Source organism: Ligilactobacillus animalis (assembly GCF_009933595.1).
GTDB lineage: Bacteria > Bacillota > Bacilli > Lactobacillales > Lactobacillaceae > Ligilactobacillus > Ligilactobacillus animalis.
Genome location: NZ_CP047141.1, coordinates 983,391 through 1,005,567 on the forward strand (window position 1 = coordinate 983,391; position 22,177 = coordinate 1,005,567).

At 41.5% G+C, this 22,177-nt stretch carries 18 protein-coding genes and 1 other RNA gene; 8 read left to right on the plus strand and 11 right to left on the minus strand.

From position 1 onward, the window contains the following. The first annotated feature begins 16 nt into the window (after positions 1-16). Positions 17-394 (plus strand): ribonuclease HI family protein, encoded by a 378-nt coding sequence (locus GSR62_RS04910; protein ID WP_035448264.1) that lies wholly within the window; start codon positions 17-19, stop codon positions 392-394. On the opposite strand, the gene GSR62_RS04915 is transcribed toward GSR62_RS04910, so the two are convergent. The 4 genes from GSR62_RS04915 to GSR62_RS04930 all read right to left on the minus strand — a co-directional run bounded on the left by GSR62_RS04915 (position 391) and on the right by GSR62_RS04930 (position 3,023). Beyond that, positions 391-1,527, minus strand: coding sequence for a THUMP domain-containing class I SAM-dependent RNA methyltransferase (locus tag GSR62_RS04915; protein ID WP_066023928.1), 1,137 nt, complete (start codon positions 1,525-1,527; stop codon positions 391-393). The two genes, GSR62_RS04910 and GSR62_RS04915, sit on opposite strands and share 4 nt — an antisense overlap. 106 nt (positions 1,528-1,633) lie before the next feature. Then, positions 1,634-2,008, minus strand: an RNA gene (rnpB, locus tag GSR62_RS04920) — RNase P RNA component class B. A gap of 18 nt (positions 2,009-2,026) precedes the next feature. Next, positions 2,027-2,368, minus strand: coding sequence for a cell division regulator GpsB (gene gpsB / locus GSR62_RS04925; RefSeq protein WP_004047746.1), 342 nt, complete (start codon positions 2,366-2,368; stop codon positions 2,027-2,029). Between the two features lie 100 nt (positions 2,369-2,468). Beyond that, the gene (locus GSR62_RS04930; RefSeq protein WP_035448262.1) at positions 2,469-3,023 is read right to left on the minus strand and encodes an SLOG family protein; all 555 of its coding nucleotides are present in this window, start codon (positions 3,021-3,023) and stop codon (positions 2,469-2,471) included. A gap of 133 nt (positions 3,024-3,156) precedes the next feature. On the opposite strand from GSR62_RS04930, the gene recU reads away from it, so the two are divergent. Next, complete coding sequence (gene recU, locus GSR62_RS04935; RefSeq protein ID WP_035448261.1) at positions 3,157-3,759, plus strand: Holliday junction resolvase RecU; 603 nt, start codon at positions 3,157-3,159, stop codon at positions 3,757-3,759. 210 nt (positions 3,760-3,969) lie between these two features. Then, positions 3,970-6,285: a transglycosylase domain-containing protein gene (locus tag GSR62_RS04940; RefSeq protein ID WP_066024107.1), complete on the plus strand. Its 2,316-nt coding sequence runs from the start codon at positions 3,970-3,972 to the stop codon at positions 6,283-6,285. A gap of 127 nt (positions 6,286-6,412) precedes the next feature. Here the strand turns inward: GSR62_RS04940 and GSR62_RS04945 are convergent, their stop codons facing one another. The 7 genes from GSR62_RS04945 to GSR62_RS04975 all read right to left on the minus strand — a co-directional run bounded on the left by GSR62_RS04945 (position 6,413) and on the right by GSR62_RS04975 (position 15,096). Then, a complete protein-coding gene (locus GSR62_RS04945) occupies positions 6,413-7,690 on the minus strand; it encodes a cation:dicarboxylate symporter family transporter (protein ID WP_010689087.1) in 1,278 nt (425 codons plus the stop codon). Positions 7,691-7,811: 121 nt separating this feature from the next. After that, positions 7,812-8,450 carry an endonuclease III gene (nth, locus tag GSR62_RS04950; RefSeq protein WP_010689088.1) on the minus strand — a complete coding sequence of 213 codons (639 nt, stop codon included), beginning with the start codon at positions 8,448-8,450 and terminating at the stop codon, positions 7,812-7,814. Beyond that, on the minus strand, positions 8,440-9,159 hold the full coding sequence (locus tag GSR62_RS04955; protein WP_035448259.1) for a DnaD domain-containing protein: 720 nt from the start codon (positions 9,157-9,159) through the stop codon (positions 8,440-8,442). The genes nth and GSR62_RS04955 overlap by 11 nt, the downstream gene beginning before the upstream one ends. 68 nt (positions 9,160-9,227) lie before the next feature. Next, on the minus strand, positions 9,228-10,529 hold the full coding sequence (gene asnS, locus GSR62_RS04960) for an asparagine--tRNA ligase (RefSeq protein ID WP_010689090.1): 1,302 nt from the start codon (positions 10,527-10,529) through the stop codon (positions 9,228-9,230). An 18-nt stretch (positions 10,530-10,547) separates the two neighbouring features. Then, positions 10,548-11,735 (minus strand): pyridoxal phosphate-dependent aminotransferase, encoded by a 1,188-nt coding sequence (locus tag GSR62_RS04965; RefSeq protein ID WP_035448258.1) that lies wholly within the window; start codon positions 11,733-11,735, stop codon positions 10,548-10,550. A gap of 17 nt (positions 11,736-11,752) precedes the next feature. Further along, complete coding sequence (locus GSR62_RS04970; protein WP_035448256.1) at positions 11,753-12,250, minus strand: cell wall elongation regulator TseB-like domain-containing protein; 498 nt, start codon at positions 12,248-12,250, stop codon at positions 11,753-11,755. A 47-nt stretch (positions 12,251-12,297) separates the two neighbouring features. Further along, on the minus strand, positions 12,298-15,096 hold the full coding sequence (locus tag GSR62_RS04975) for a helicase C-terminal domain-containing protein (protein WP_035448254.1): 2,799 nt from the start codon (positions 15,094-15,096) through the stop codon (positions 12,298-12,300). A gap of 259 nt (positions 15,097-15,355) precedes the next feature. Here GSR62_RS04975 and mvk point away from each other — a divergent pair, with 259 nt between their 5' ends. The 5 genes from mvk to GSR62_RS05000 all read left to right on the plus strand — a co-directional run bounded on the left by mvk (position 15,356) and on the right by GSR62_RS05000 (position 22,172). After that, the gene (mvk, locus tag GSR62_RS04980) at positions 15,356-16,300 is read left to right on the plus strand and encodes a mevalonate kinase (RefSeq protein WP_066023929.1); all 945 of its coding nucleotides are present in this window, start codon (positions 15,356-15,358) and stop codon (positions 16,298-16,300) included. Between the two features lie 123 nt (positions 16,301-16,423). Continuing rightward, positions 16,424-17,416, plus strand: coding sequence for a diphosphomevalonate decarboxylase (mvaD, locus tag GSR62_RS04985; RefSeq protein WP_066023930.1), 993 nt, complete (start codon positions 16,424-16,426; stop codon positions 17,414-17,416). Positions 17,417-17,420: 4 nt separating this feature from the next. After that, on the plus strand, positions 17,421-18,500 hold the full coding sequence (locus GSR62_RS04990; protein WP_066023931.1) for a phosphomevalonate kinase: 1,080 nt from the start codon (positions 17,421-17,423) through the stop codon (positions 18,498-18,500). 4 nt (positions 18,501-18,504) lie between these two features. Next, complete coding sequence (gene fni / locus GSR62_RS04995; protein WP_066023932.1) at positions 18,505-19,527, plus strand: type 2 isopentenyl-diphosphate Delta-isomerase; 1,023 nt, start codon at positions 18,505-18,507, stop codon at positions 19,525-19,527. Positions 19,528-19,637: 110 nt separating this feature from the next. Continuing rightward, positions 19,638-22,172 (plus strand): M1 family metallopeptidase, encoded by a 2,535-nt coding sequence (locus GSR62_RS05000; RefSeq protein WP_066023933.1) that lies wholly within the window; start codon positions 19,638-19,640, stop codon positions 22,170-22,172. Positions 22,173-22,177: the final 5 nt, after the last annotated feature.

Genomic DNA, 22,177 nt, shown 5'->3' on the forward strand with positions numbered 1-22,177 from the left:
GAAAAGAGCACAGTCCATGGTAAAATTATACACCGATGCCGCAACAAACAAAACACATAGTGCGGCTGGGATCTTAGTTATCGCTGAGCAAAAACAACACCAAATCAAACAAAAGATAACAGCCTCAAATAATCATCAAGCTGAATTTGAAGCTGCTATCTTAGGTTTTGAATATTTGCTTCGACACTTTCCGAATGCGCAAAATGTCTTCTTTTACTCCGATAGTAAGATCGTGATCGATAGCTTAGACAAACGCTATAGTAAGTCATTTGCCCCTGAGTTGACAAAGCTACTCGCACTCCAAGAAAAATTCCCGCTTGTTATCGCTCAGTGGATCCCTGACAAGCAAAACGCCGGCGCGCATAACCTCGCTTTACAAGCTTTAAAAGCCTAATTGCGAGGCTTTTTTTGGCCCCAATATTGGAATAGATCAGTTCTTAAAGTACCATTATAAAGCTTGCGTCGCTTAGTCGCTTTTTGCCCATAATATTGTTCAAAAGCTAAGTCACTAGTCAAGATATATTTGCTCCAAGTCGTTAATGGACGGTAAAGATCCCCCATTTCTTGATAGAGCTTATGCACGCCAGCCTCATCGCTCAAACGTTCACCGTAGGGCGGATTAGCCACGATCACACCGTATTCTTTATCAGTCTTAAAATCTTTGACAGCCAATTGTTTGAACTTGATACTATGGGATAATCCAGCTTCCATCGCATTTTGCTTAGCGATCTCGATCATCTTACCATCAATATCGTAGCCACAGATATCAAGTTCGATATCATAATTAGCTTCTTGTTCGGCTTTAGCCCGTAATTCTTCGCTCAAGCCAGCCGGCATCCAATCCCATGTTTCACAAACAAAATCACGATTGAAGCCTGGTGCGATATTGTGCCCGATCATGGCCGCTTCGATCGGTAAAGTCCCTGAACCACATACCGGATCGACAAAAGGCTTTTCTGGATACCAATGCGCTAATAAAACGAGCGCTGCTGCCATATTTTCTTTCAAAGGGGCGCCCCCTTTACCAACACGATAACCCCGTTTGAACAAACTGCTTCCAGTCGTATCTAACGTCAATAAGACCTTATCTTTATTCAATGCAACTTCTAAAGGATATTTAGCCCCTGTTTCCGGTAAAAATGACCGGCGATGATATACCGATGAAAGCTTTTCAACGATCGCTTTTTTTACGATCGCTTGTACACTGGGAACGTTGTGCAATTTAGATTTTTGTGATTTTCCAGCAACTGGGAAATTCGCATCTAATGGTAAATATTCATCCCAAGGCAATGCCTTTGTCTTTTCAAAAAGTTCATCAAAAGTCGTGGCTTTGAATTCACCAATGATGATCTTGACCCGGTCAGCTGTACGTAACCAGAGATTGGTATTGATGATATCTTCTACCGTTCCTTGATAGCGAACGTGCCCGTTTTCAACGGCCACTTGATAGCCGAGGTGCTTTAATTCGTTTCCTGTGATCGCTTCGATCCCAGCAGCACAAGTTGCTAGTAAGTTGTATTTCTTCATAATGCTTCCTTTCTGCCTGAGCATAGATTTAATAAATTGATTTTTACATTAAAAAAACTAGGACAAAAGTTTCCTTCCGCCCTAGTCATTTCCTGAATATGTAGTCCTCTATAAGCCACGTTCTGTACGTCATTTAGCCCAGGAGCTAAAATCGGTGGTAATCATCTATCTCCGAGTTAGATAACTCGCCCCCATGATTAGTTCATTTCCGTCATGAAGCGCCCCTACCAAAGTTTGGGTTACCTGCTCGTGGGGTTTACCGCGTTCCACCAATAATGTTTCCACTATTGCTTCGTCACTGTGGCACTTTTCAAGACTACTCGGACATGGTCAAATGACTTTAGCCCTTTTATCTGCCGTTACCATCAAAATGGTACCTTGCCTTATTTTTTCAGCAAGCACGATCACTACAGGCATCGCAGCCTGTGCAAGCTTGGACTTTCCTCAGCCTATATAAAATAGACCGCGATTACCAGAAGACTACACATTATTTACTTATTTAAAAACGATTACTACGATCGTCATCATCATTAAGTTGAGCACCAAAAACATGTCGCTCTAAGTTAGACAACCGCTTTAAAACATCCATATTAGTCATATTCGTCGTTGGACGAGCGGTTTGACCCGAAGAACCGACCGCAACTTGCTTCGTCAATTCATCGACTTTGCTTACTAAACGATCATTTTCCATTTGAAGACGTTGATTTTCTTTAGCGTATGCTTCATAATCTTGGATAACTTGATCCAAAAATTCATCGACTTCATTCGAGTCATAACCGCGTAGACCGCGTGAAAAATTCTTATTTACGATGTCCTTAGGCGTAAGATTTACATTTTCCATCGAAACTGCACCTCATTTACATATTAGGAACTTAACTCATAACGTCCCTTATTATAGCATAATCGTTTGGTACTTGTAAATATAAATTTTTGTATATTTTTTAACGGTCATTCTTTTGTTCCAAATACTGTTCTGCCTCATCTTGAAGCTGATACATATCGATCACTTCAAGCTCATAAGCATGTGCTTGCTGATAACGTTTGATCGCTTCGTAGTCAAATTTTGGCTTCCCGGGAAGCTCTTGGTCATAGATCAAGACTGCTTTATCCGTATGTTCTAACATAAATTGCTGATAATTTTTCAACTGCACTGGCGAACTATATGGCCGTTTACTGACACTTGCACAAAAATCAACTTGTTGTTCTAACTGTGCTAGATGTATCTGTTTATCTTCCTGCCAATTTTTGGAAAATTCTGTATAGGGATACATCAGTGCTGTCTTGATCCCGACATATTCTTGTGTAAAAGAAACTGCTTCTTCTAATGCCCACTGTTCGATCCCCAACTGTCCCCCAGAAATGATCCATTCAAGCCCTAGATCAGCATTTTGCATAAAAATTTTACGTAAATAATACTTTAATACTTCGATCTTAGGGTCATCTAGTTTAAAGACCCCCAATTCATAACTTCGATAGCCACTTACCCATAAACGCACGTGTTTCACCTCGCCAAAATATTTTCTTTATCTTATGATACCACAAATTATTTGCTTTAAATTTTACCCAACTTTTTGCCAATAACTGTTTAAATTTGTTATAATTAACCGGATAGGAGCGTGATATTTATCTATGGCAATCCACTATCCAAACGGCGGCTTGTTCACTACTAAAAATAGTGCGAGTAAAAAAAGCCGCGCCAACAATACTATTTATGGAAAGCGCGGAATGTCGTTAGAAGATGAAATAAATGAAAGCAATAAATACTATCTTTCAGCTGGGATCGCGGTCATTCACAAAAAGCCGACACCGATCCAGATCGTTGATGTTTATTATCCCAAACGTAGTGCCGCAGTGATCAAAAAAGCTTATTTCAAACAGGCTTCTACTACTGATTACAACGGTGTCTATCGTGGCCATTATCTTGATTTTGAAGCAAAAGAGACTAAAAATAAGACCTCTTTTCCGCTCAGTAACTTTCATGCTCACCAGATAAAACACATGAAAGCTTGTCAAGATCAGGCTGGTATCTGCTTTACGATCGTTAAATTCGTCACAACTGACCAGGTGTTTTTGATGCCAGCCGATATTTTATTTGATTATTGGGATGCCCAAGCGACTGGGCGCAAATCGATCCCTAAAGCAGTGATCGAACGCGATGGCTTTGAGATCGATTATGCACTCCAACCACGCATCCCATATCTAAAATACGTTGACCTACTACTTGAAAAGTAGTTCAATGTTTCCCTAGTGGATAAATACGGTTAACTATATCAGTTAGAAAGTTAAAAATGTGTGACTGATACTTACAACAATCCAGTCAGGCAATTTGCCTAAACTACACTTTATCACTATAATTGTAGTACCTAAAATTAAGAAAGGAACGCTATATTCTTTCTGATCATATATTTTATGATTCCACATTTGTATAGTAGCAGTATCGTTATGGATAAAAATCCTAAATACTCGCGCACAAATGGTCCGAAAAAAAATGGCCGTTTAAAGCGTAGCGGTAAGAAAAAAGCTTCACGCGCTGGCAAAAAACCAATGTGGCTCAAGATCTTATTATCCCTAGCAGCTGCTTTAGTAGCTGCTCTAGTGGTCGGGGTCACCATCTTTTTTGTCTACGCAAGCAGTGCTCCTAAATTAAGCGAGCAACAGCTAGAAAGTGCTGGTTCAACGGTCATTTATGATTCAAATGGCAAAAAGATCATGTCTTTAGGGACTGAAAATCGGACTTATGTTGCAGAAAAAGACATCCCACAACAATTAAAAGATGCGGTCATCTCGATCGAAGACCGTCGTTTCTATAAACATCATGGGGTCGACCCATGGCGGATCGTCTCAGCTGCAATGTCTAACGCATCGGGGTCAGCTGGTCTACAAGGTGGGAGTACATTAGATCAACAATTGATCAAGCTCTCCTACTTCTCAACTAAACGCTCCGACCAAACGATCAAGCGTAAAGCCCAAGAAGCTTGGCTAGCGATCAATATGGACCGCCAATACAGCAAAGATCAGATCTTGACTTTCTATGTCAATAAGGTCTTCATGGGTGATGGCTGTTACGGGATGCAGACCGCGGCTAAATACTATTTTGGTAAAACATTGGATAAATTAGACTTAGCTCAAACAGCTTTGATCGCCGGGATCCCCAATGCCCCATCCTCTTATAATCCTTATACCAATCCAGAATTTGCTAAAAAGCGGCGGGATGATGTTTTAAATGCGATGGTCGCTAACAAAAAGATCACCCAAGCTCAAGCTAACGAAGCTAAACAAGAAAGTATCACCACTGGTCTAGTAGAGAAAAGCACTTCAAAGACTGTGACCTCAACTGAAAAGATCGCTGATCCATATGTCAAACAAGTTATCGAAGAAGCTAAGAAAAAAGGCTACGATCCTTATAAAGACAGCTTACAGATCTATACTAATTTAGACATGACGATCCAAAAGCGTCTCTATGAGATCGCAAATAGCGATGAATATTTGAACTTCCCAGATGACAATATCCAAGTCGCTTCGACCGTGATCGACCCTGATAATGGTAACGTGGTCGCAATGCTCGGGGGACGTAAGACTGGCGATGTCACCTTTGGACTCAACCGGGCAGTTCAAACTGATCGGACGAATGGTTCTACGGCTAAACCTTTGATGGATTACGCACCTGCGATCGAATATCTCGATTGGGCTACGTATCATCCGATCAAAGATAACCGCTATGTTTATCCTGGAACAAATATCCAGCTATACGATTTTGACCACCAATATAAAGGTTTGATGACGATGCGCCAAGCTTTGATCGAATCACGTAACGTCCCTGCGATCCGGGCTTTAGCCGCAGTGGGGATCACGAAAGCTCAAAACTTTATTTCACAAATGGGCTTTGATTACGATAAGACCTTAGAATATCAAAACGGTATCGGGTTACCTTCTTCGACCTTACAAAATGCTGCTGCCTATGCAGCCTTTGCTAATGGTGGGACGTATTACCAACCACAATATATCAAAGAGATCGTGACTGGTGATGGCGAACGTAAAGAATTTTCAAGCTCTGGTAAACAAGTCATGCAGTCATCAACTGCTTATATGATCACTGATATGCTCAAGGGCGTTATTACTTCACCTGAAGGAACGGGTACACGAGCTAATATCAGCGGTCTATATCAAGCCGGTAAGACTGGGACCAACGCCTATCCATCTGATATCTCGGCTAAATTCCCTGATAATGCTGTAATGGATTCTTGGTTCAACGGTTATACTAAACACTACTCTGTCTCCGTTTGGGTCGGCTATGACCACCAATACGAAGCCGGTAATTACTTGGATAACAATTCAGTTGCTTTAGCATCGCTTTTCTATAAGAGCATCATGACCTACATGTCACAAGGTAAGACTAACACCGATTGGCGCAAACCAAGCAACGTCTATGTTCGCTATATCAATGGTGTTCGTGAACTTTATTTAGCTGGTTCTGCTGCTCCAAGCTCAGAACTTTCTGACAGTTCAAGTTCCAGTCGCTCAAGTTCTTCAGAAACTTCGAGTTCATCGTCTGAATCTTCTTCCAGTTCGGAAAGTTCATCTAGCTCAGAAAGTTCATCAGAATCTTTTTCAAGCTCAAGTAGCTCTGAGAGTCAATCGTCAAGTCAATCTTCTCAACCGGCCGACGATAATTCAAGTTCAGCAAATTCTACCCCACCCGCTGAACCTAGCTCATCTACTGAGCCTCGAACAACAGACAGTGGGAATCCACCACAATAAAAAGCGGGTCGTCAACTTAAGAAATGATCCGTACAACACTTCCTACAGAAATGTGGGAAGTGTTTTTTTACACAAAAATGCACACTAAAAAATCGGTATCTATTTCGCAGATACCGATTTTTTAGGCTTATTTTTGTTTAAAAGATGCTACATATTCATCATGTTTTGCTTGATCAAATTCATTTTCGGATTTACCAATGATCAATGTTGCAGTAACATTCCCCGCAACATTGACAACTGTCCGACCCATATCAACTAAACGGTCGATCCCGGCGATCAAAGCCAACCCAGAAACTGGAACCCCGATCGTTGAGACTGTTGCTAGTAAGACAACAAATGATGCCCCAGGAACGCCTGCCATCCCTTTAGAAGTGATCATTAAAACTAATAATAACGTCAATTGTTGACTCAATGAAAGATCAATGTGATAAGCTTGGGCTAAAAAGATAGCTGCTAATGATTGATAGATCGCCGATCCGTCCAAGTTAAAGGTATAACCGGTCGGAATAACAAACGAACTGATCGCTTGGTCAACACCCAATTTTTGCGTTTTTTCCATCAAGCGCGGTAATGTTACTTCTGAACTAGCCGTTGTAAATGCTAAGACCAGCTCATCTTTGACAACTCGCAATTGGTCCATGATCCTAAAACCAAAGATCCGTGAAGTGATCCCTAAAACTACTAAAATAAAGAAGATCATCGTTACATAGGACATTACGATAAATAATCCCAATGGTTTCAAGGATTCAAGACCCAATTGAGCTACGGTAGCCCCGATCAGACCAGCGACCCCAAATGGAGCAAAATGCATGATCCAACCAGTGATCTTAAACATCACTTCTGCTACAGCTTGGAAAAATTGTAATAAGATCTTGCCTTTTTCACCAATTGCTGCGATCCCTAAGCCAAATAAACAGGAAAAGAAGATCACAGGTAACATTTGCCCCGTCGCTAAGGCATCAAAGAAATTAGATGGTACGATCGACATCAAGATCGACCCTAATCCACTATGTGAAGCTTGTTTAGCGGTCTTCACATATGTCGAGATATCAACTTGCGATAATTTACTTAGATCGAGCATATAGCCGATCTTTGAAAGATTAGAAACTAACATCCCAACGATAAAGGCGATCGTTGATAATACTTCAAAATAGATCAAAGTTTTTAGTCCGATCCGCCCTAACTTTTTGATATCGCCCATATTAGCGATCCCAACAACTAAACTCGAAAAGACGATCGGTAAAACGATCATCGAGATCATATTGATAAAAGTCGATCCGAGTCCATTTGCAAATTTGATAAATCCTTTATCATCTGTAAATATGACTCCTAAACCGATCCCGATCAAAAGGCCTAAGATGATCTGCCACCCAAGTGACAAACGATATACTTTTAACTTTTTCAAATTCACCATCTCCATAGAATTTTTATGCCAGTTAATAATTTACCATATTTTTTATAAAAATTCATTATGTTGTTTGTTTTTTTATTAAAACCATATCTTTATCACTAATTATGTTCGGTTTTTACACTCTTGAGCGGCCTTCTGGACAAATATCTAATAGGGGACAAGAACTACACTTCGGATTTCGGGCCATACATTGGTAGCGACCCCAAAATATCATCCGATGATGCCCTTTGATCCATAGATCTTGTGGGACTTTTTGCATTAGGATCTTTTCGATCGTTAAAACATCACTATCAGCTGGGACCATCCCTAACCGTTTAGCAACGCGGCTGACATGCGTATCGACCGCAAATGCTGGGATCCCAAAACATTCGGCTAAAACTACATCTGCTGTTTTGCGGCCGACCCCACTTAAGCTCATCAGTTCTTTTCTAGTCTTAGGGACGACCCCATTAAAGCGTTCAACTAGTTCCTGTGAGCATTTGATCAAAAAGCGCGCCTTGTTGCGATATAGACCGATCGTTTTGATATAACTCTCAACTTCTGCTTGACTCGCATTAGCTAAGTCCACCGGAGTTTTATAACGTTCAAATAAAGCCGGTGTAACTAAATTAACTGCTTTGTCAGTAGTTTGGGCACTCAATATCACCGAAAGCATAAAGTGATACGGATCTGTCTTAGTCAACGATGTTGTGGCATTGGGAAACATTTCCCCCATAACTTCGATCGCACGTGTCGTTTCTTCACTATTGAGCATCATCGATCCCTCCTGACCAATCATACATTGGAATACTTGGCTTAGCTTTATTTTGCTTAGGCACTGTAGGACGTTCTTTTTGCGCCAATTCTTGCCGCCGCTTTTGGCGTAACCGTTGCACATCAGCACTAGTTTTGATATTTTGCTTTTCCCAGCTCAATAAGATCTTATCAATATACTTCAAGCTGTAGACCTGATTTAAAACGGCCTCACGTAAAGCCAAAACGATCAATTCAGGTGCATAATTCTCTGTATTGAGCCAACTATCGATCGTTTGCAGTTCCATCGGAGTCAAGAGACGCCCAAATTCGACCTCGATATTTTTATAAACTTCTTGCTTACTGGTCGTTTCAGTTTGTGTCAGTTCAGCCGTTACTTCATTTTGTTCTAAAGCAAATAATTTCTCGTAAAGCAGCGTAAAATCATATTTGTCATACTTACGTCCCGCCGCATCTGTGGCTGTTGTTAATCTAAGAAATTTTTTTTCGATCAAATTACGCAATAAATTTCCCAGCTTACTCGTATCAAGCTGCATGCTTTGTGAAAGTTCAGTTAGATCGATCGCTTTTCCCTGCTGCGTTCGACTCATGATCTGCAACATCAAGATAAACTCAGCTTCATCTAGTCCTAACTGACGATAATTATTTAACAATAGATTGGATACTGTCATTTGCCCAGCAGCTAAATATTTTTGTAGTATTTTATCCATCTCGATCTTCCTTTTTAAGTAAAAAAACAGGACACAACGCTCTGTCATGTCCCGCAGCTCACCAACTATTATGGGTAGATCCGGTTTAATAAACGTGGGAATGGAATAGCTTCCCGGATATGGTCTTCACCTGTGATCCAAGTTACCGCACGTTCCAAACCAAGTCCAAAGCCAGAGTGTGGTACACTACCGTAGCGACGTAGATCTAAGTACCATTCATAATCAGCTTTATTTAAACCTGCATCTTCAATTTGTTTTGCTAGATATTCAGTATCTGTTGCACGTTCAGAACCGCCGATGATCTCACCATAACCTTCTGGCGCTAATAAGTCAGCACACACAACGAGATCTTCTCTAGTTGGATGTGGCTTCATGTAGAATGGTTTGATCGCTTTAGGGTAGTTCAACACAAACACAGGCTTGTTGAAGTGTTCTGCCAAATAAGTTTCTTCTGGCGAACCGAAATCTTCGCCCCATTTTACATCTGGGAATTTACCTGATTCTTGCAATAATTTGATCGCATCATCATAGGAAATGCGTGGGTAAGGTAATTGCGTATAGCGCTTGAGGACTTCCTTATCTCGACCCAAAATATCAAGTTCGTAGTCACAATTTTCAAGTACTTTTTCAACCAAGTAAGCAATATAGCGTTCTTGGATCTCTAAGCTCTCTTCTTGATGCATAAATGCCATTTCTGGTTCGATCATCCAAAATTCGATCAAATGACGACGTGTCTTGGATTTTTCCGCTCTAAATGTTGGCCCGAAAGTAAAGACTTTACCATAAGCCATTGCTCCAGCTTCAGCATAAAGCTGACCTGATTGTGAAAGATAAGCATCTTTTTCAAAATATTCAGTATGGAACAATTCTGTTGTGCCTTCAGGAGCACTACCGGTCAAGATCGGTGAATCTAACTTGATGAAACCTTCCTTGTTGAAGAATTCATAAGTTGCACGGATCATTTCGTTTCTGATCTTCATGATCGCAAATTGACGCTTCGAGCGCAACCAAAGATGACGATGATCCATCAAGAAATCTGTCCCGTGTTCTTTAGGAGTGATCGGATAGTCTTCACTTTGACCTACCAGTTCAATATCTTCAATTTCGATCTCATAGCCAAAGTGTGAGCGTGTATCTTCATGGATCGTACCTGTGACGTACATACTTGCTTCTTGTCTTACTTCTTTGGCAAGCTTGAATACATCTTCAGAAACATTATTCTTAACTACGACTCCTTGAAAATAAGCTGTTCCGTCGCGCAGCTGTAAAAAGGCGATTTTACCGCTGGAGCGCTTATTAGTCAACCAAACTCCGATTCTTACTTTTTGGTCGACATAGTCTTTAGCGTTAATAATACTGATAGTTTCCACTAAATTTTTCCTCCTATTTTATTTACTATATTTTTCAACAAATTTCTCTATCCGCACGATCGCCTCACGCAGATCTTCCAGTGAAGTTGCATAACTCAGGCGAATATGGCCCGGCATGCCAAAGGCTTCCCCTGGAACTACCGCAACAAAGGTCTCGCTCAATAAAGCATCGGCAAAACTTGGCGCGTCACTAAAACCAGTTGCTTTTAAAGCCTTTTGAATGTTAGGGAATAGATAAAAGGCCCCTTCTGGCTTAGCTGTCAACTCAAAACCGGGGATCTTCTCCACTAAAGGATAGATCTCATTTAACCGCGTTTCATACTCTTGACGCATCTTCTCAACGCAAGATTGGTCTTGTTGTAAAGCTGCTAAAGCTGCATATTGGCTGACTGCCGAAAGATTGCCAGTCGCATGTCCGACTACAGTCCCTAATTTAGCGATCAATTCTTTATTCGCCAAGGTATAACCAACACGCCATCCGGTCATCGAGTATGTCTTAGAAAAACCGTTGATCAATATCGTTTGCTGCTTGATTGCTTCTGAAAGTTCAACTAAAGAAACAAAGCTGTTTCCATTATAAACTAACTTATTATACATGTCATCAGCAATTAGCCAGATATTATTTTTTACGGCCCAATTTCCGATCGCTTCTAGCTCAGCTCTAGTGTAAATGACACCAGAAGGGTTTTGCGGCGAGTTGATGATCACGGCCCGCGTCTTTTCTGTTCGTTTAGCTTCAAGATCGGCTACCGTTACCTTTAATTTTCCAGTCTCAGGCAATACAAAGACTGGTTTTCCTTCAGCCAATTTGACTTGTTCGCTATAGCTGACCCAATATGGCAAAGGGATCAAGACTTCATCGCCCGGATCAAGGATCGTTTGGGCAACTGCATATAAAGAGAATTTCCCCCCTACTGTAACAGCAACATTTTCAAATGTATAATCAGTGTGATATTCAGCATTAGTTGCCTTAGCGATCGCCTTGCGCAATTCCACGATACCCAAAGCAGCAGTATAAAAATCTGATTTTCCTGCTCTGATCGCTTGGATCGCTGCTTCTTTAATATGCTCTGGCGTATTGAAGTTAGGCTCGCCAGCAGTCAAATTTTTGACATCATAGCCGTCTGCCTTTAATTGCTTTGCCTTAGCTGACAAGGCTAAAGTTGCTGAGGGTGAAACATTTTGTACTCTTTTTGATAATTCCATCTTGATTGGCCCCTTTATTAAATATTTTGGATCGTTTTAACAACTTTTCCTGTTTTAAAATCAAGTAGATCATAACAAAGATTACCGTAAGAATTAAGATAACTTACTTCCCAGACCGGTTTGTTTTTATGCATCCCTAAAGCAGTATGGGTGATCTTTTTCACGTTTCCAGTTTGCTGCGCGATCTTTTTAGCATTTGCTTCAGAGATCCCTTCATTTTGCTGGTAAACATTGATCTTCTTACCATTTTGTGCAACGATGGCATAAATTTTTTGTTTTTTGTCATTAGTTCCTGCGACCGTGTAATAAGTATGGTTCCGATTGTAGTGATAAAAGGCCGTCTCTTCTTTTAAGCCAGCGTATTGTTGTGCTAATTGCGTTGCCTGCTTTCTGGCATTTCTCATAGGCGAAAGTGCCAAATTGAAAATAACTAGCACTAATACTAAGACAGCCAAAACTCCGAGATACCACAAACGATACTTTGTTTTCTTTTTGATCCTCGTTGTCCGCTTCATAAATTCCTTCCTCTAGTCAAAAAACTATTTATCTCAATTATACCAAGTTAGCGCTGTTTGTCATGTAAAAAATCAGTAACTAATTTCGGGATCTCAGCTGTCAAAACTGGATGTAATTCTAATTTAGCCGGAAAGACCTGCTTAAATTCCTGACCATAGTGCTTGGTCAAGATCCGTGGGTCTAATAAGACAAATGCTCCACGATCATTTGGAGTCCGGATCAAGCGGCCAAAGCCCTGTTTTAGCCGTAAAACAGCTTCAGGCAACGCTAAGGTCGTAAACGGATCTTCGCCTACTTGTCGAGCACGCTCATACCGAACTTGGTTAAATAAGGTATTTGGTGCTTGAAATGGTAAACGTACGATCACCAAGAGCTCTAATAATTTTTCGGGGAGATCGATCCCTTCGAAGAATGTCCCCGTTGCAAGTAAGATCGCCGTCTGATTTTGATTCAAGATAAAACGCTTCTTTAACTTTTCAGGACTGCCATTGACTCCTTGAGCCAAAACTTCTCTTTCCTTGGTAAGACCTAAGACGGCTAGATATTCATAAGTTCGTTCGAGTTCATCTAATGAATTGAACAAGATCATCGTCTGACAGTGATTTTTAGCAGTCAGATCATAAAGTGTCTTGGCTAGATACTTCGCATATTCCTCGTTGTCCGTCGCACCAACAGTCGGCGCATCCTTTGCGATCAGGGCTAAAGTTTGCTTTTGATAGTCAAAATTACCTTGATAGCTCAACAAACGCGTATCTTTAGGTAGGTCTAACTGTTTTAACGTATAGGCGTGGGTTTGTTTGGTAAATAAGCCTGCACCTAAAAACAATACGTGTTCAAACTTCGGATACACTTTACTTTGTAAGAAATCAGCTCCATCTAAGTAGCTGAAGTGCAAGCGTAAATGTGCAGTCTCTTGTTCAGCTAAACTCAACCAGATCAATTGTTTAGTCTGATTAGCTTCAAGATCGGTAAAGGCTAATTTTTGCCAAGGCTCAAAAGCAGTCACCAATTGCGAAGCTAATCTAAAGAAATCCAACAAGTATAGCGTTGCTGTTTGATCGATCTGCTCTAAACGACTTGCTTTGAAAAATACTTTTTGGAGCCAGGCAAATTGCTGTAAAAATCCGTCATAGGCGCGAGTTATCTTATTGATCACACCATAATGTTCCTTTAAAAATCCCAAGAACTTCTTTTCACTTAATGGCTGCTCGGTGATCCCATTTTGTCGGAATCTTAAGAATCTACGAATAAAGGCCGCCCGCAGATCCCACATATCGTGATCCAATACTTGGAGATCTTTTAAAAGAGCGCGATATTGCTTTTTAGTCAATAGACTTTGTTCGATCAATTGTTCAAAGGAAAATGAGATCTGCGACTCCATTTTGACCAACATGCTATCACAGAGGATCTTGACCTCATCAAAATCCAAAACTTGCTGCACACTTTTGGCCACTGCAGTCGGAAGATTTTGCGCTTCATCGACGATCAATTCCAAGTCATTGCCCTTAAAATCAGCGGCATGAGTCAACAGATAGGCATGATTGGTAATGATAAACGAGGCGTTTTCTTTTGCGATCTCGTTTAGACGCAGATAGTCGACTCGATAAAAGGGACTTGTGGGCTCTAAACTATCCAAACCAGTATGCTCGATATTAGCAAATAAAGGATCTTGGCGTGTCGTCAATCTAAGCTCATCTAGGTCCCCGGTCTTAGTCTGTAATAGCCAAACGATCAAACGCATCTGTAACAAACGCGAATTTTTATTATATGGTTGTTTTAATGAACGCCAAAACTTATCTAGATCGATATAATGACGATTACCCTTTAAAACAACGACATCAAGATCAAATGGAAAGAGATTTTTCAAGGTCAAGTCGATCTCTTCTGCCAATTGAGCCTGAAGTGCCGTCGTTGCCGTACTGATCACGATCCGTTTATCTTGGGTCGAAGTGTACGCAGCCGGGACTAAATACCCTAAAGTCTTTCCCATCCCAGTTGGGGCTTCAAGTAACAAGCGCCGTTCGTCTGGATCATCAAAGAAATCAGCGATCGTAGACATCATTTTGACTTGTTCATCTCGCCACTCGATACTTCCTGAAAAGAGTTGTTTTTGTTCTTCTTTAGTCTTAGGAAATGTCAAAGCTATATTATCCTTGGTCTTAAAATTTGGCCTCAGAATAACTAAGTCTTCGATCTGCATCCACTTTTTAGCTAGTAGCTGCGCTTTTTTACTTTGCTCCGCATATGCTTCTTTAAAACACTCTGCTGTATCATAAAGCAACGCACCACTCAAGTTACATAAAGTTTGTAAAACACTAAGTGGTAATAATTCTAAACGTTTCTGCAAGAGTAAAAACAACTCTGCGGTAACATAAGTATCACTATCCGCTTGGTGTGGGCGCTCGTGCTTGATCCCAAGATAGTTACCGAGATCGACTAACCGATATGAAGGCTGTGTCGGCAATAAGATCTGGGCCAACTGCACCGTATCGATCCCCTTTAATTCAAGTTCAGGATAGCCCGCACGCTCAAACTCTGCATTTAAAAAGCGGTAATCTTGCATAATATTATGCGCTACAAAGACTGTGTCCTGTAGCAACGCATAGATCGTATCCGCTACATCACTAAATAATGGTGCTTTGCGAACATCACTGTTCTTGATCCCGGTCAGCTTTTGCACTTCCGGTGGGATCGGACATTGGGGATCGATCAACGTGCTAAAAGTATCTGAGATTTTTCCATTTTCAATAAAAGTACAACTAAATTGGATAATTCTTCCAGTTCCATCCAATGCAGGAGTCGTCATCTCAAGATCGACTACTGCATAGGTTTTTGATTTAGTCATTCATCATCACCGACTTTAAATAATCTTTCTGACAATAATTCTATCACACTCTACTCAAAAATAAATAACCAGTGATCGACTCAGCTTGACCGATCTATCCTTAATTACCGGTCTAAACTTGTCGCTCAAACACTAAACAGGTATAATCTAGTTTGAGACTTATCCATCCTTATTTAGCGGTATGGTATAATTTAGTTTGAAATTACAATGTTTTTCATTGTAAATATTTAGAATAGATACGATAGAAAGGGTGCTCTTTTTGCTTAGCACACAAAAAAAGATTGGTCAGGGTTCGAGTCATGCTAAGATCATTTTGATCGGTGAGCATGCGGTCGTATACGGGCAACCAGCGATCGCTCTACCACTAAAAACGCTCAAGACTCATGCTAAGATGACCTTGCGCCAAGATGACCAACAAATACTAGAAAGTAGTTACTATACGGGTCCGATCGCTGATGTTCCCGAATTTATGCGGGGGATCAAGCACTTAGTCATGTATATCTTGACTCAACAAAATAAAGATATCGGCTTTACGCTTCAGGTAACTAGCCAATTGCCGATCGAACGCGGAATGGGCTCATCGGCCTCTGTTGCAGTCGCGATCATTCGCGCTATGTATGATCTATTTTCTCTAGAACTTGATCATCAAACGCTCTTAAAACTCGCTGATGTGGCTGAAAAAGATACACATAAAAATCCAAGCGGCTTAGATGCAGCGACGACCTCTTCAGCCACACCGATCTGGATGATCCGTGACCAAACGATCGACCCGATTCCACTTGATCTCGATGCTTATTTGGTGATCTGTGATAGTGGTATCAAAGGTCAGACTTCGCAAGCGATCGCGACTGTCAAAGCTAAACTTCAAGCCACACCTACTGCGACTAAAAAAAAGATCGAAGCGATCGGAGATTTAAGCTGGCAAGCACGCAAGCAATTAGCCCAAAATAACGTTTTAGGTCTGGGACAAACGCTCAATGCAGCTCAAGAATATTTAAGGCAATTAGAGGTCAGTGAGCCAAAGCTGGATAAATTGATCGACTTAGCTTTGCAAAATGGAGCCTTGGGCGCTAAATTGACTGGTGGTGGCCGTGGTGGTTGCTTTATCTGCCTAGTCAAAGATCAGCGCTCAGCCAAGCAGCTCTCTGATCTTTTGCTCGCTAATGGCGCAATCGCTGCTTGGATCGAACCACTCAAAAAATGATCATCAGTTAGAAAGTTAAAAATGTGTGACTGATCATAATATAGTTATCAATGTAGCACTATGAAAGGAAAACTATATCGCTTTCTGGTCACTAGACCAACACATTTATATAGGTAATATCAGATGAAAACACCTAAAGTAACTGCTCGTGCACATACGAATATCGCACTTGTTAAATATTGGGGCAAAGAAGATGAAGAACTCATCATCCCACAAAACAACTCTCTTTCTTTGACATTGGACCATTTTTACACCGATACGACCGTCCAATTCGATCCTGATTTGACAGCTGACCAGTTCACACTCAACGGTCAAGCCCAAGAAACGACTAAGATCACTAAATTTTTGGATATCATTCGGCAAATGGCTAGTAGCCAACTTTTTGCACGGGTCGAATCGACTAATCACGTCCCTACTATGGCTGGGCTAGCCTCTTCTGCAAGTGCTTATGCGGCCCTAGCTTTAGCTGGTAGTAAGGCTTTGGGACTAGATCTTAGTTCTAAAGACTTATCACGTTTGGCCCGCCGTGGCTCTGGTTCTGCTTGTCGTTCGATCTATGGTGGCTTTGTAGAATGGCAAAAAGGCGATTCTGATCAGACCTCATATGCAGTTCCTTTGGTGGAAAATTTAGATTGGGATCTAAAGATGATCGCGATCGTTGTCAATGATAAACAAAAAAAGATCGCTTCACGGGCTGGCATGCAGACTGTTGTCCATACTTCGCCTTACTATTCGGCTTGGGTAAAACGTTCAAAAGAAGATCTATCAGCGCTCAAAGAAGCGATCAAGGAAAAAGATTTTACGCAATTAGGTAAGATCGCAGAGGGTAATGCCATGTGCATGCATGCTTTAAATCTCAGTGCAACACCACATTTCAACTATTTTGAAGCTGAGAGTCTAAAAGCAATGCAACTTGTCGAACGATTGCGTGGTCAAGGACTAGAGTGTTACTACACAATGGATGCTGGCCCTAACGTCAAGGTCATCTGCCAAGGAAAAGATCTTGAAGCTATCATGGATCTATTAAGTCAAGAATTCTCAGCGGAACAGCTTTTAGTCGCCTCAGCTGGCCCAGGTGCACGGATCTTAGAAATTGAAAATGCGGAAAGGAATTGATTTTTTGCCTACTGTAAAAGCTCCAGGAAAACTCTATATTGCTGGTGAATATGCCGTTGTTGAACCTGGACAACCGGCTATTTTGATTGCAGTCGATCAATTCGTCTATGCCACGATCAGCCAAGCCAAGCAAGGTTTAGTGTCCTCAAAACAATTGCTAGGTCAAGATATCTATTGGACACGTAAAAATGATCAACTGCAAACGACCCAAGCGACCGCGAAATTTGCCTATGTCCTCAAAGCAATCGAACTGACTGAACGCTACGCTAAGGAACAAAACTGCCAGCTATCGACCTTCAATTTACAACTTGATAGTGATCTAGATAGCCCCGATGGTAAAAAATATGGCCTCGGTTCTTCGGCAGCAGTCACCGTTGCTACGGTCAAAGCAGTAGCTGCCTACTATAATTTAGCGCTGACTCCCCTTGAGATCTTCAAGCTGGCAGCCAGTGCTCATTATCTCGTTCAAAAAAATGGTTCACTAGGTGATATTGCGGCTAGCAGCTTTGGGGGCTGGATCGCCTATCATTCCTTTGATCGCTCATGGTTGCTCCAAGGTTTGCAAGACCACTCTATGACCGAATTATTAAAGCTTACTTGGCCTAAATTGCAGATCGAATCCCTCGAGGCACCACCACGCTTGCAGCTTTTGATCGGTTGGACCGGTTCACCTGCTTCAACTTCAAATCTGATCAATGAAGTTGCACTCTCAAAAGAAGAACGCCAACGTAAATATGACCATTTTCTAGAGCAAAGTGCACTCTGTGTTTCTAAAATGATCGCAGCTTTCAAGCAACAAGATCTGGAAGTGATCATGTGCCAACTTGCGCGGGATCGTGAATTATTGCGCTCACTTGAAACCTTTTCCCAAGTGACGATCGAGACCCCTAAATTACACCAGCTGATCACCTTAGCCCAAAAATTTGGGGGCCAAGCTAAAACTTCAGGTGCTGGTGGGGGTGATTGTGGGATCGCTATTTTAGCCAAAGAGCAACCGCTAAATGAGCTCTTAAATGCTTGGAAACAAGCTGGGATCACCCCACTTCCCTTCAGTATTTACCACACTACTTTAGAAAGGAGTTGAGCTAATGGATATTCACGCACACCGTAAAGATGAACACGTATTTATCGCTGAAAAACAATACCGCCCCACGGCTGATAATGGTTTAGATCAGATCAGGCTCTTGCCTGCGACCTTACCTGAGCTTGGACTAGATGAGATCACACTTACGACCACATTGGCTGGAAAACAAGTGGCTTACCCTTTCTTTATCAATGCAATGACTGGTGGGAGTCCACAAACTGATAAAATAAATGAAAAATTAGCTTATGTTGCCAATAAGACCGGTCTGGCTATAGCAACAGGTTCACAAAGTGTCGGACTAAGATCACCTAAATATGCCCAAGGTTTTACAACTTTACGGACTCGACTCCCAGAAAACATGGTGATCGGTAATCTTGGGGCCGACCATCCCTTAGAAAATTGTCAAAAAGCGGTCGCCATGCTTTCCGCTGATGCCTTGGAATTGCATTTAAATGCTGCTCAAGAATTAGTTATGCCTGAAGGTGACCGTCAATTCTACTGGTTAGAAAACTTAAAACATGTCACCAAAAATTTGGACGTCCCTGTGATCGTTAAGGAAGTGGGCGGTGGGATCTCGCCCCTAGCTTTGGCCAAACTAAAGCAATGTCACGTCAAGTATGTCGACCTTTCAGGAAAAGGTGGGACTAATTTTATTGCGATCGAAAATGAGCGCCGTAAACAAAAAGAATATCACTTTTTGACCGATCTTGGTTTGACGACAGCCGAGGTCTTACTAGCAGCTCAACCTTATAAAGCCGATTTTTCTTTTACAGCTTCGGGTGGGATCAGAAATGCATTAGATATCGCCAAATGTATCGCACTGGGAGCGGATAATGTGGGGATCTCAGGCTTATTCTTACACACTCTCTTAAAAGAAGGCACCTCAGGGTTGATCGCATTGATCGAAGACCTCAAACAGCAATTGGCGCAGATCATGCTATTAGTCGGATGTAAAAACATTACTGAATTACAACAAGCACCTTACGTTTTATCAGCTGAATTACTAGCTTTCAGATCACAACTTTAAAAAAACCGTTCCCTTAATTGGAGCGGTTTTTTTACATTTTCAGAGAGTTACTTTTATTTTTAGCTAAAAAAGAATATAATTGCACTAACTTATATTTAGAAGGTGACCTTATGCATTTTGCAACAACATTCAAACCACAACACTACGACCTTTATTTTGACTTGGACCGCCAACAAAAACATTTCTTGGGCAAAACGACCATCACCGGCCGTGCCTTAACTGAGACTATTTGGCTTCACCAAAAAAAGCTCCAGATCAGCGAAGTCTTGGTCAATGGACAGCCACAGACCTTTAAACTTGATGAAACAAAAGATGCTCTTTACTTAGAACTTGGTTTTACTGGAGAAGTTACTTTAGAAATTACATATACCGCAAATTTGACTGATACAATGATGGGAATCTACCCTTCTTACTACGAGCTGGAAGGGCAAAAGAAGCAGTTGATCGGGACCCAATTTGAAACTGATGCGGCCCGCGAAGCCTTTGTCTGTGTCGATGAACCTGATGCCAAAGCGACTTTTGCCCTTGCTTTAAAATTCGATGAACAGCCAGGCGAACAAGTCTTAAGCAATATGCCGGAAAAAAGTGTTATTGCTGGCGTCCATTATTTTGAAACGACCCCTAAAATGTCAACTTATCTTGTCTGTTTTGTTTTAGGCGAACTCCAAAGTAAAACCGCCCTGACTGCTTCTGGGATCAAAGTAGGTGTGTTTTCAACTAAAGCGCACCAGTTGAAAGAATTGGATTTTGCTTTAGATATCGCCAAACGTGCCCTTGATTTCTTTGAAGACTATTACCAAACGCCCTATCCGCTCCCACATGCCTGGCAAGTGGCTTTACCGGACTTTTCAGCCGGAGCGATGGAAAATTGGGGGATCATTACTTATCGAGAAGCTTACCTCTTACTAGATCCCGACAATACGACTCTAGAGACCAAACAAAGGATCGCAACTGTGATCGCACATGAGTTAGCACATCAATGGTTTGGTGATCTAGTGACGATGAAATGGTGGGATGATCTGTGGTTAAATGAAAGTTTTGCCAACATGATGGAATATGTTTGTATCGATGCGCTTGAACCAAACTGGCAGATCTGGCAAACTTTCCAAAGTACTGAAGTCCCGCTAGCTTTGAACCGCGACGCTTTAGCTGGCGTTCAATCCATCTATACCCCAGTCGAAAACCCAGCCGAGATCGATGCCCTCTTTGATAGTGCGATCGTTTATGCTAAGGGAGCGCGCATGCTCGTCATGGTCCGCGCCTTGATCGGTGATACTGCCTTACGCCTAGGCTTAAAACACTATTTTGCCAGCCATGCCTATGGTAACGCCACTGGAGCCGAGCTTTGGCAAGCTTTAACACAAAAAACAGAGCTCGATCTGCCAAAAATAATGCCTATTTGGCTCAACTGCCCTGGTTATCCCATGGTCAGTGTCAAAAAAATCGGCAATGATCTTTTGCTCGAACAGCGACAATTCTTTACTGATCCGAGTGTAGCCTCCGACCAACTATGGCCGATCCCCTTAATGAGTAATTATCCTGAATTGCCGGCTTTAATGACGCAAAAACGTTTGATCCTCAAAGACTATACTAGTCTTAGACAAAAACATGGAGTTGCTTTGCAATTGAATATGAACAACAACGCTCATTTTATCGTTGACTACAGTCCTGAGCTATTACTCGATCTCTTAAAAAGATCACCCCAAACGGATACACTCACTCGCTTTAGTTTACTGCAAGATCTAGTCTTATTAGCTCAAGCTCAAATGATCTCATTGCCCCAAGTCCTTGAATTAACGGCTAACTTCAAAAATGATCATAGCCAGTTGGTCACACGAGCTTTACTGCAATCATTAGATCTCTTAAAGCTCTTTGTTGCCTCTGACACTACTGCGCATGATGATCTGTGCACTTTAGTAGTCAGCTTTACAAGTATTTTAAAGACCAGTCTTAGCCAAGAGCCGAATAGTTTTTCTCAGCTAGACTACGAGCTGTTGCAACCACTTCTTTTAAAGACTGAACTTTACGCTAAAGTCAAACACGTTGTAGATGAGCAATTATATTTTCCCCCAACTAAGACTGCTTGGGCTAAACTACCGGCTAAGATCCGAGGAGTTGCACTTAAAAATATGCTGGTAAATCACAATTCAGATGCTTGTTTCACTGAATTTTTCAAGGAATACCAGCAAAGTGTCGATCCCAGCTATAAAGTAGATCTCAGACAAGCTTTGACTAGTTCGCCTAAGGTAGCGCAATTGACCGAATTATTAGCCAATTTCAAGGATCCAGCCGTCATCAAGCCCCAAGATCTCAGAGCTTGGTTTGGGGAGATCTTAGCTAATCCAGTTGGACAAAAACTAGCTTGGGCTTGGCTCAAACAAAATTGGACTTGGTTAGAAGAAACTGTCGGGGGCGATATGGAATTTACTACCTATATCACCGTGATCGGCAAAACCCTCAGTTCTCCTGAACTCTATGCTGATTTCAACACTTTCTTTGAACCTAAATTAGCCGATCCTGGCCTAGCCCGCGAGATCAAGCTAGCTAAACATGCGATCTTTGCCCGGGTAAACTTACTTAAAATGCAACAGGCAAATGTGACGCAAGCCCTCAGCTCATTAGCTTGGTATCAAGAACGAGCATAAATAAA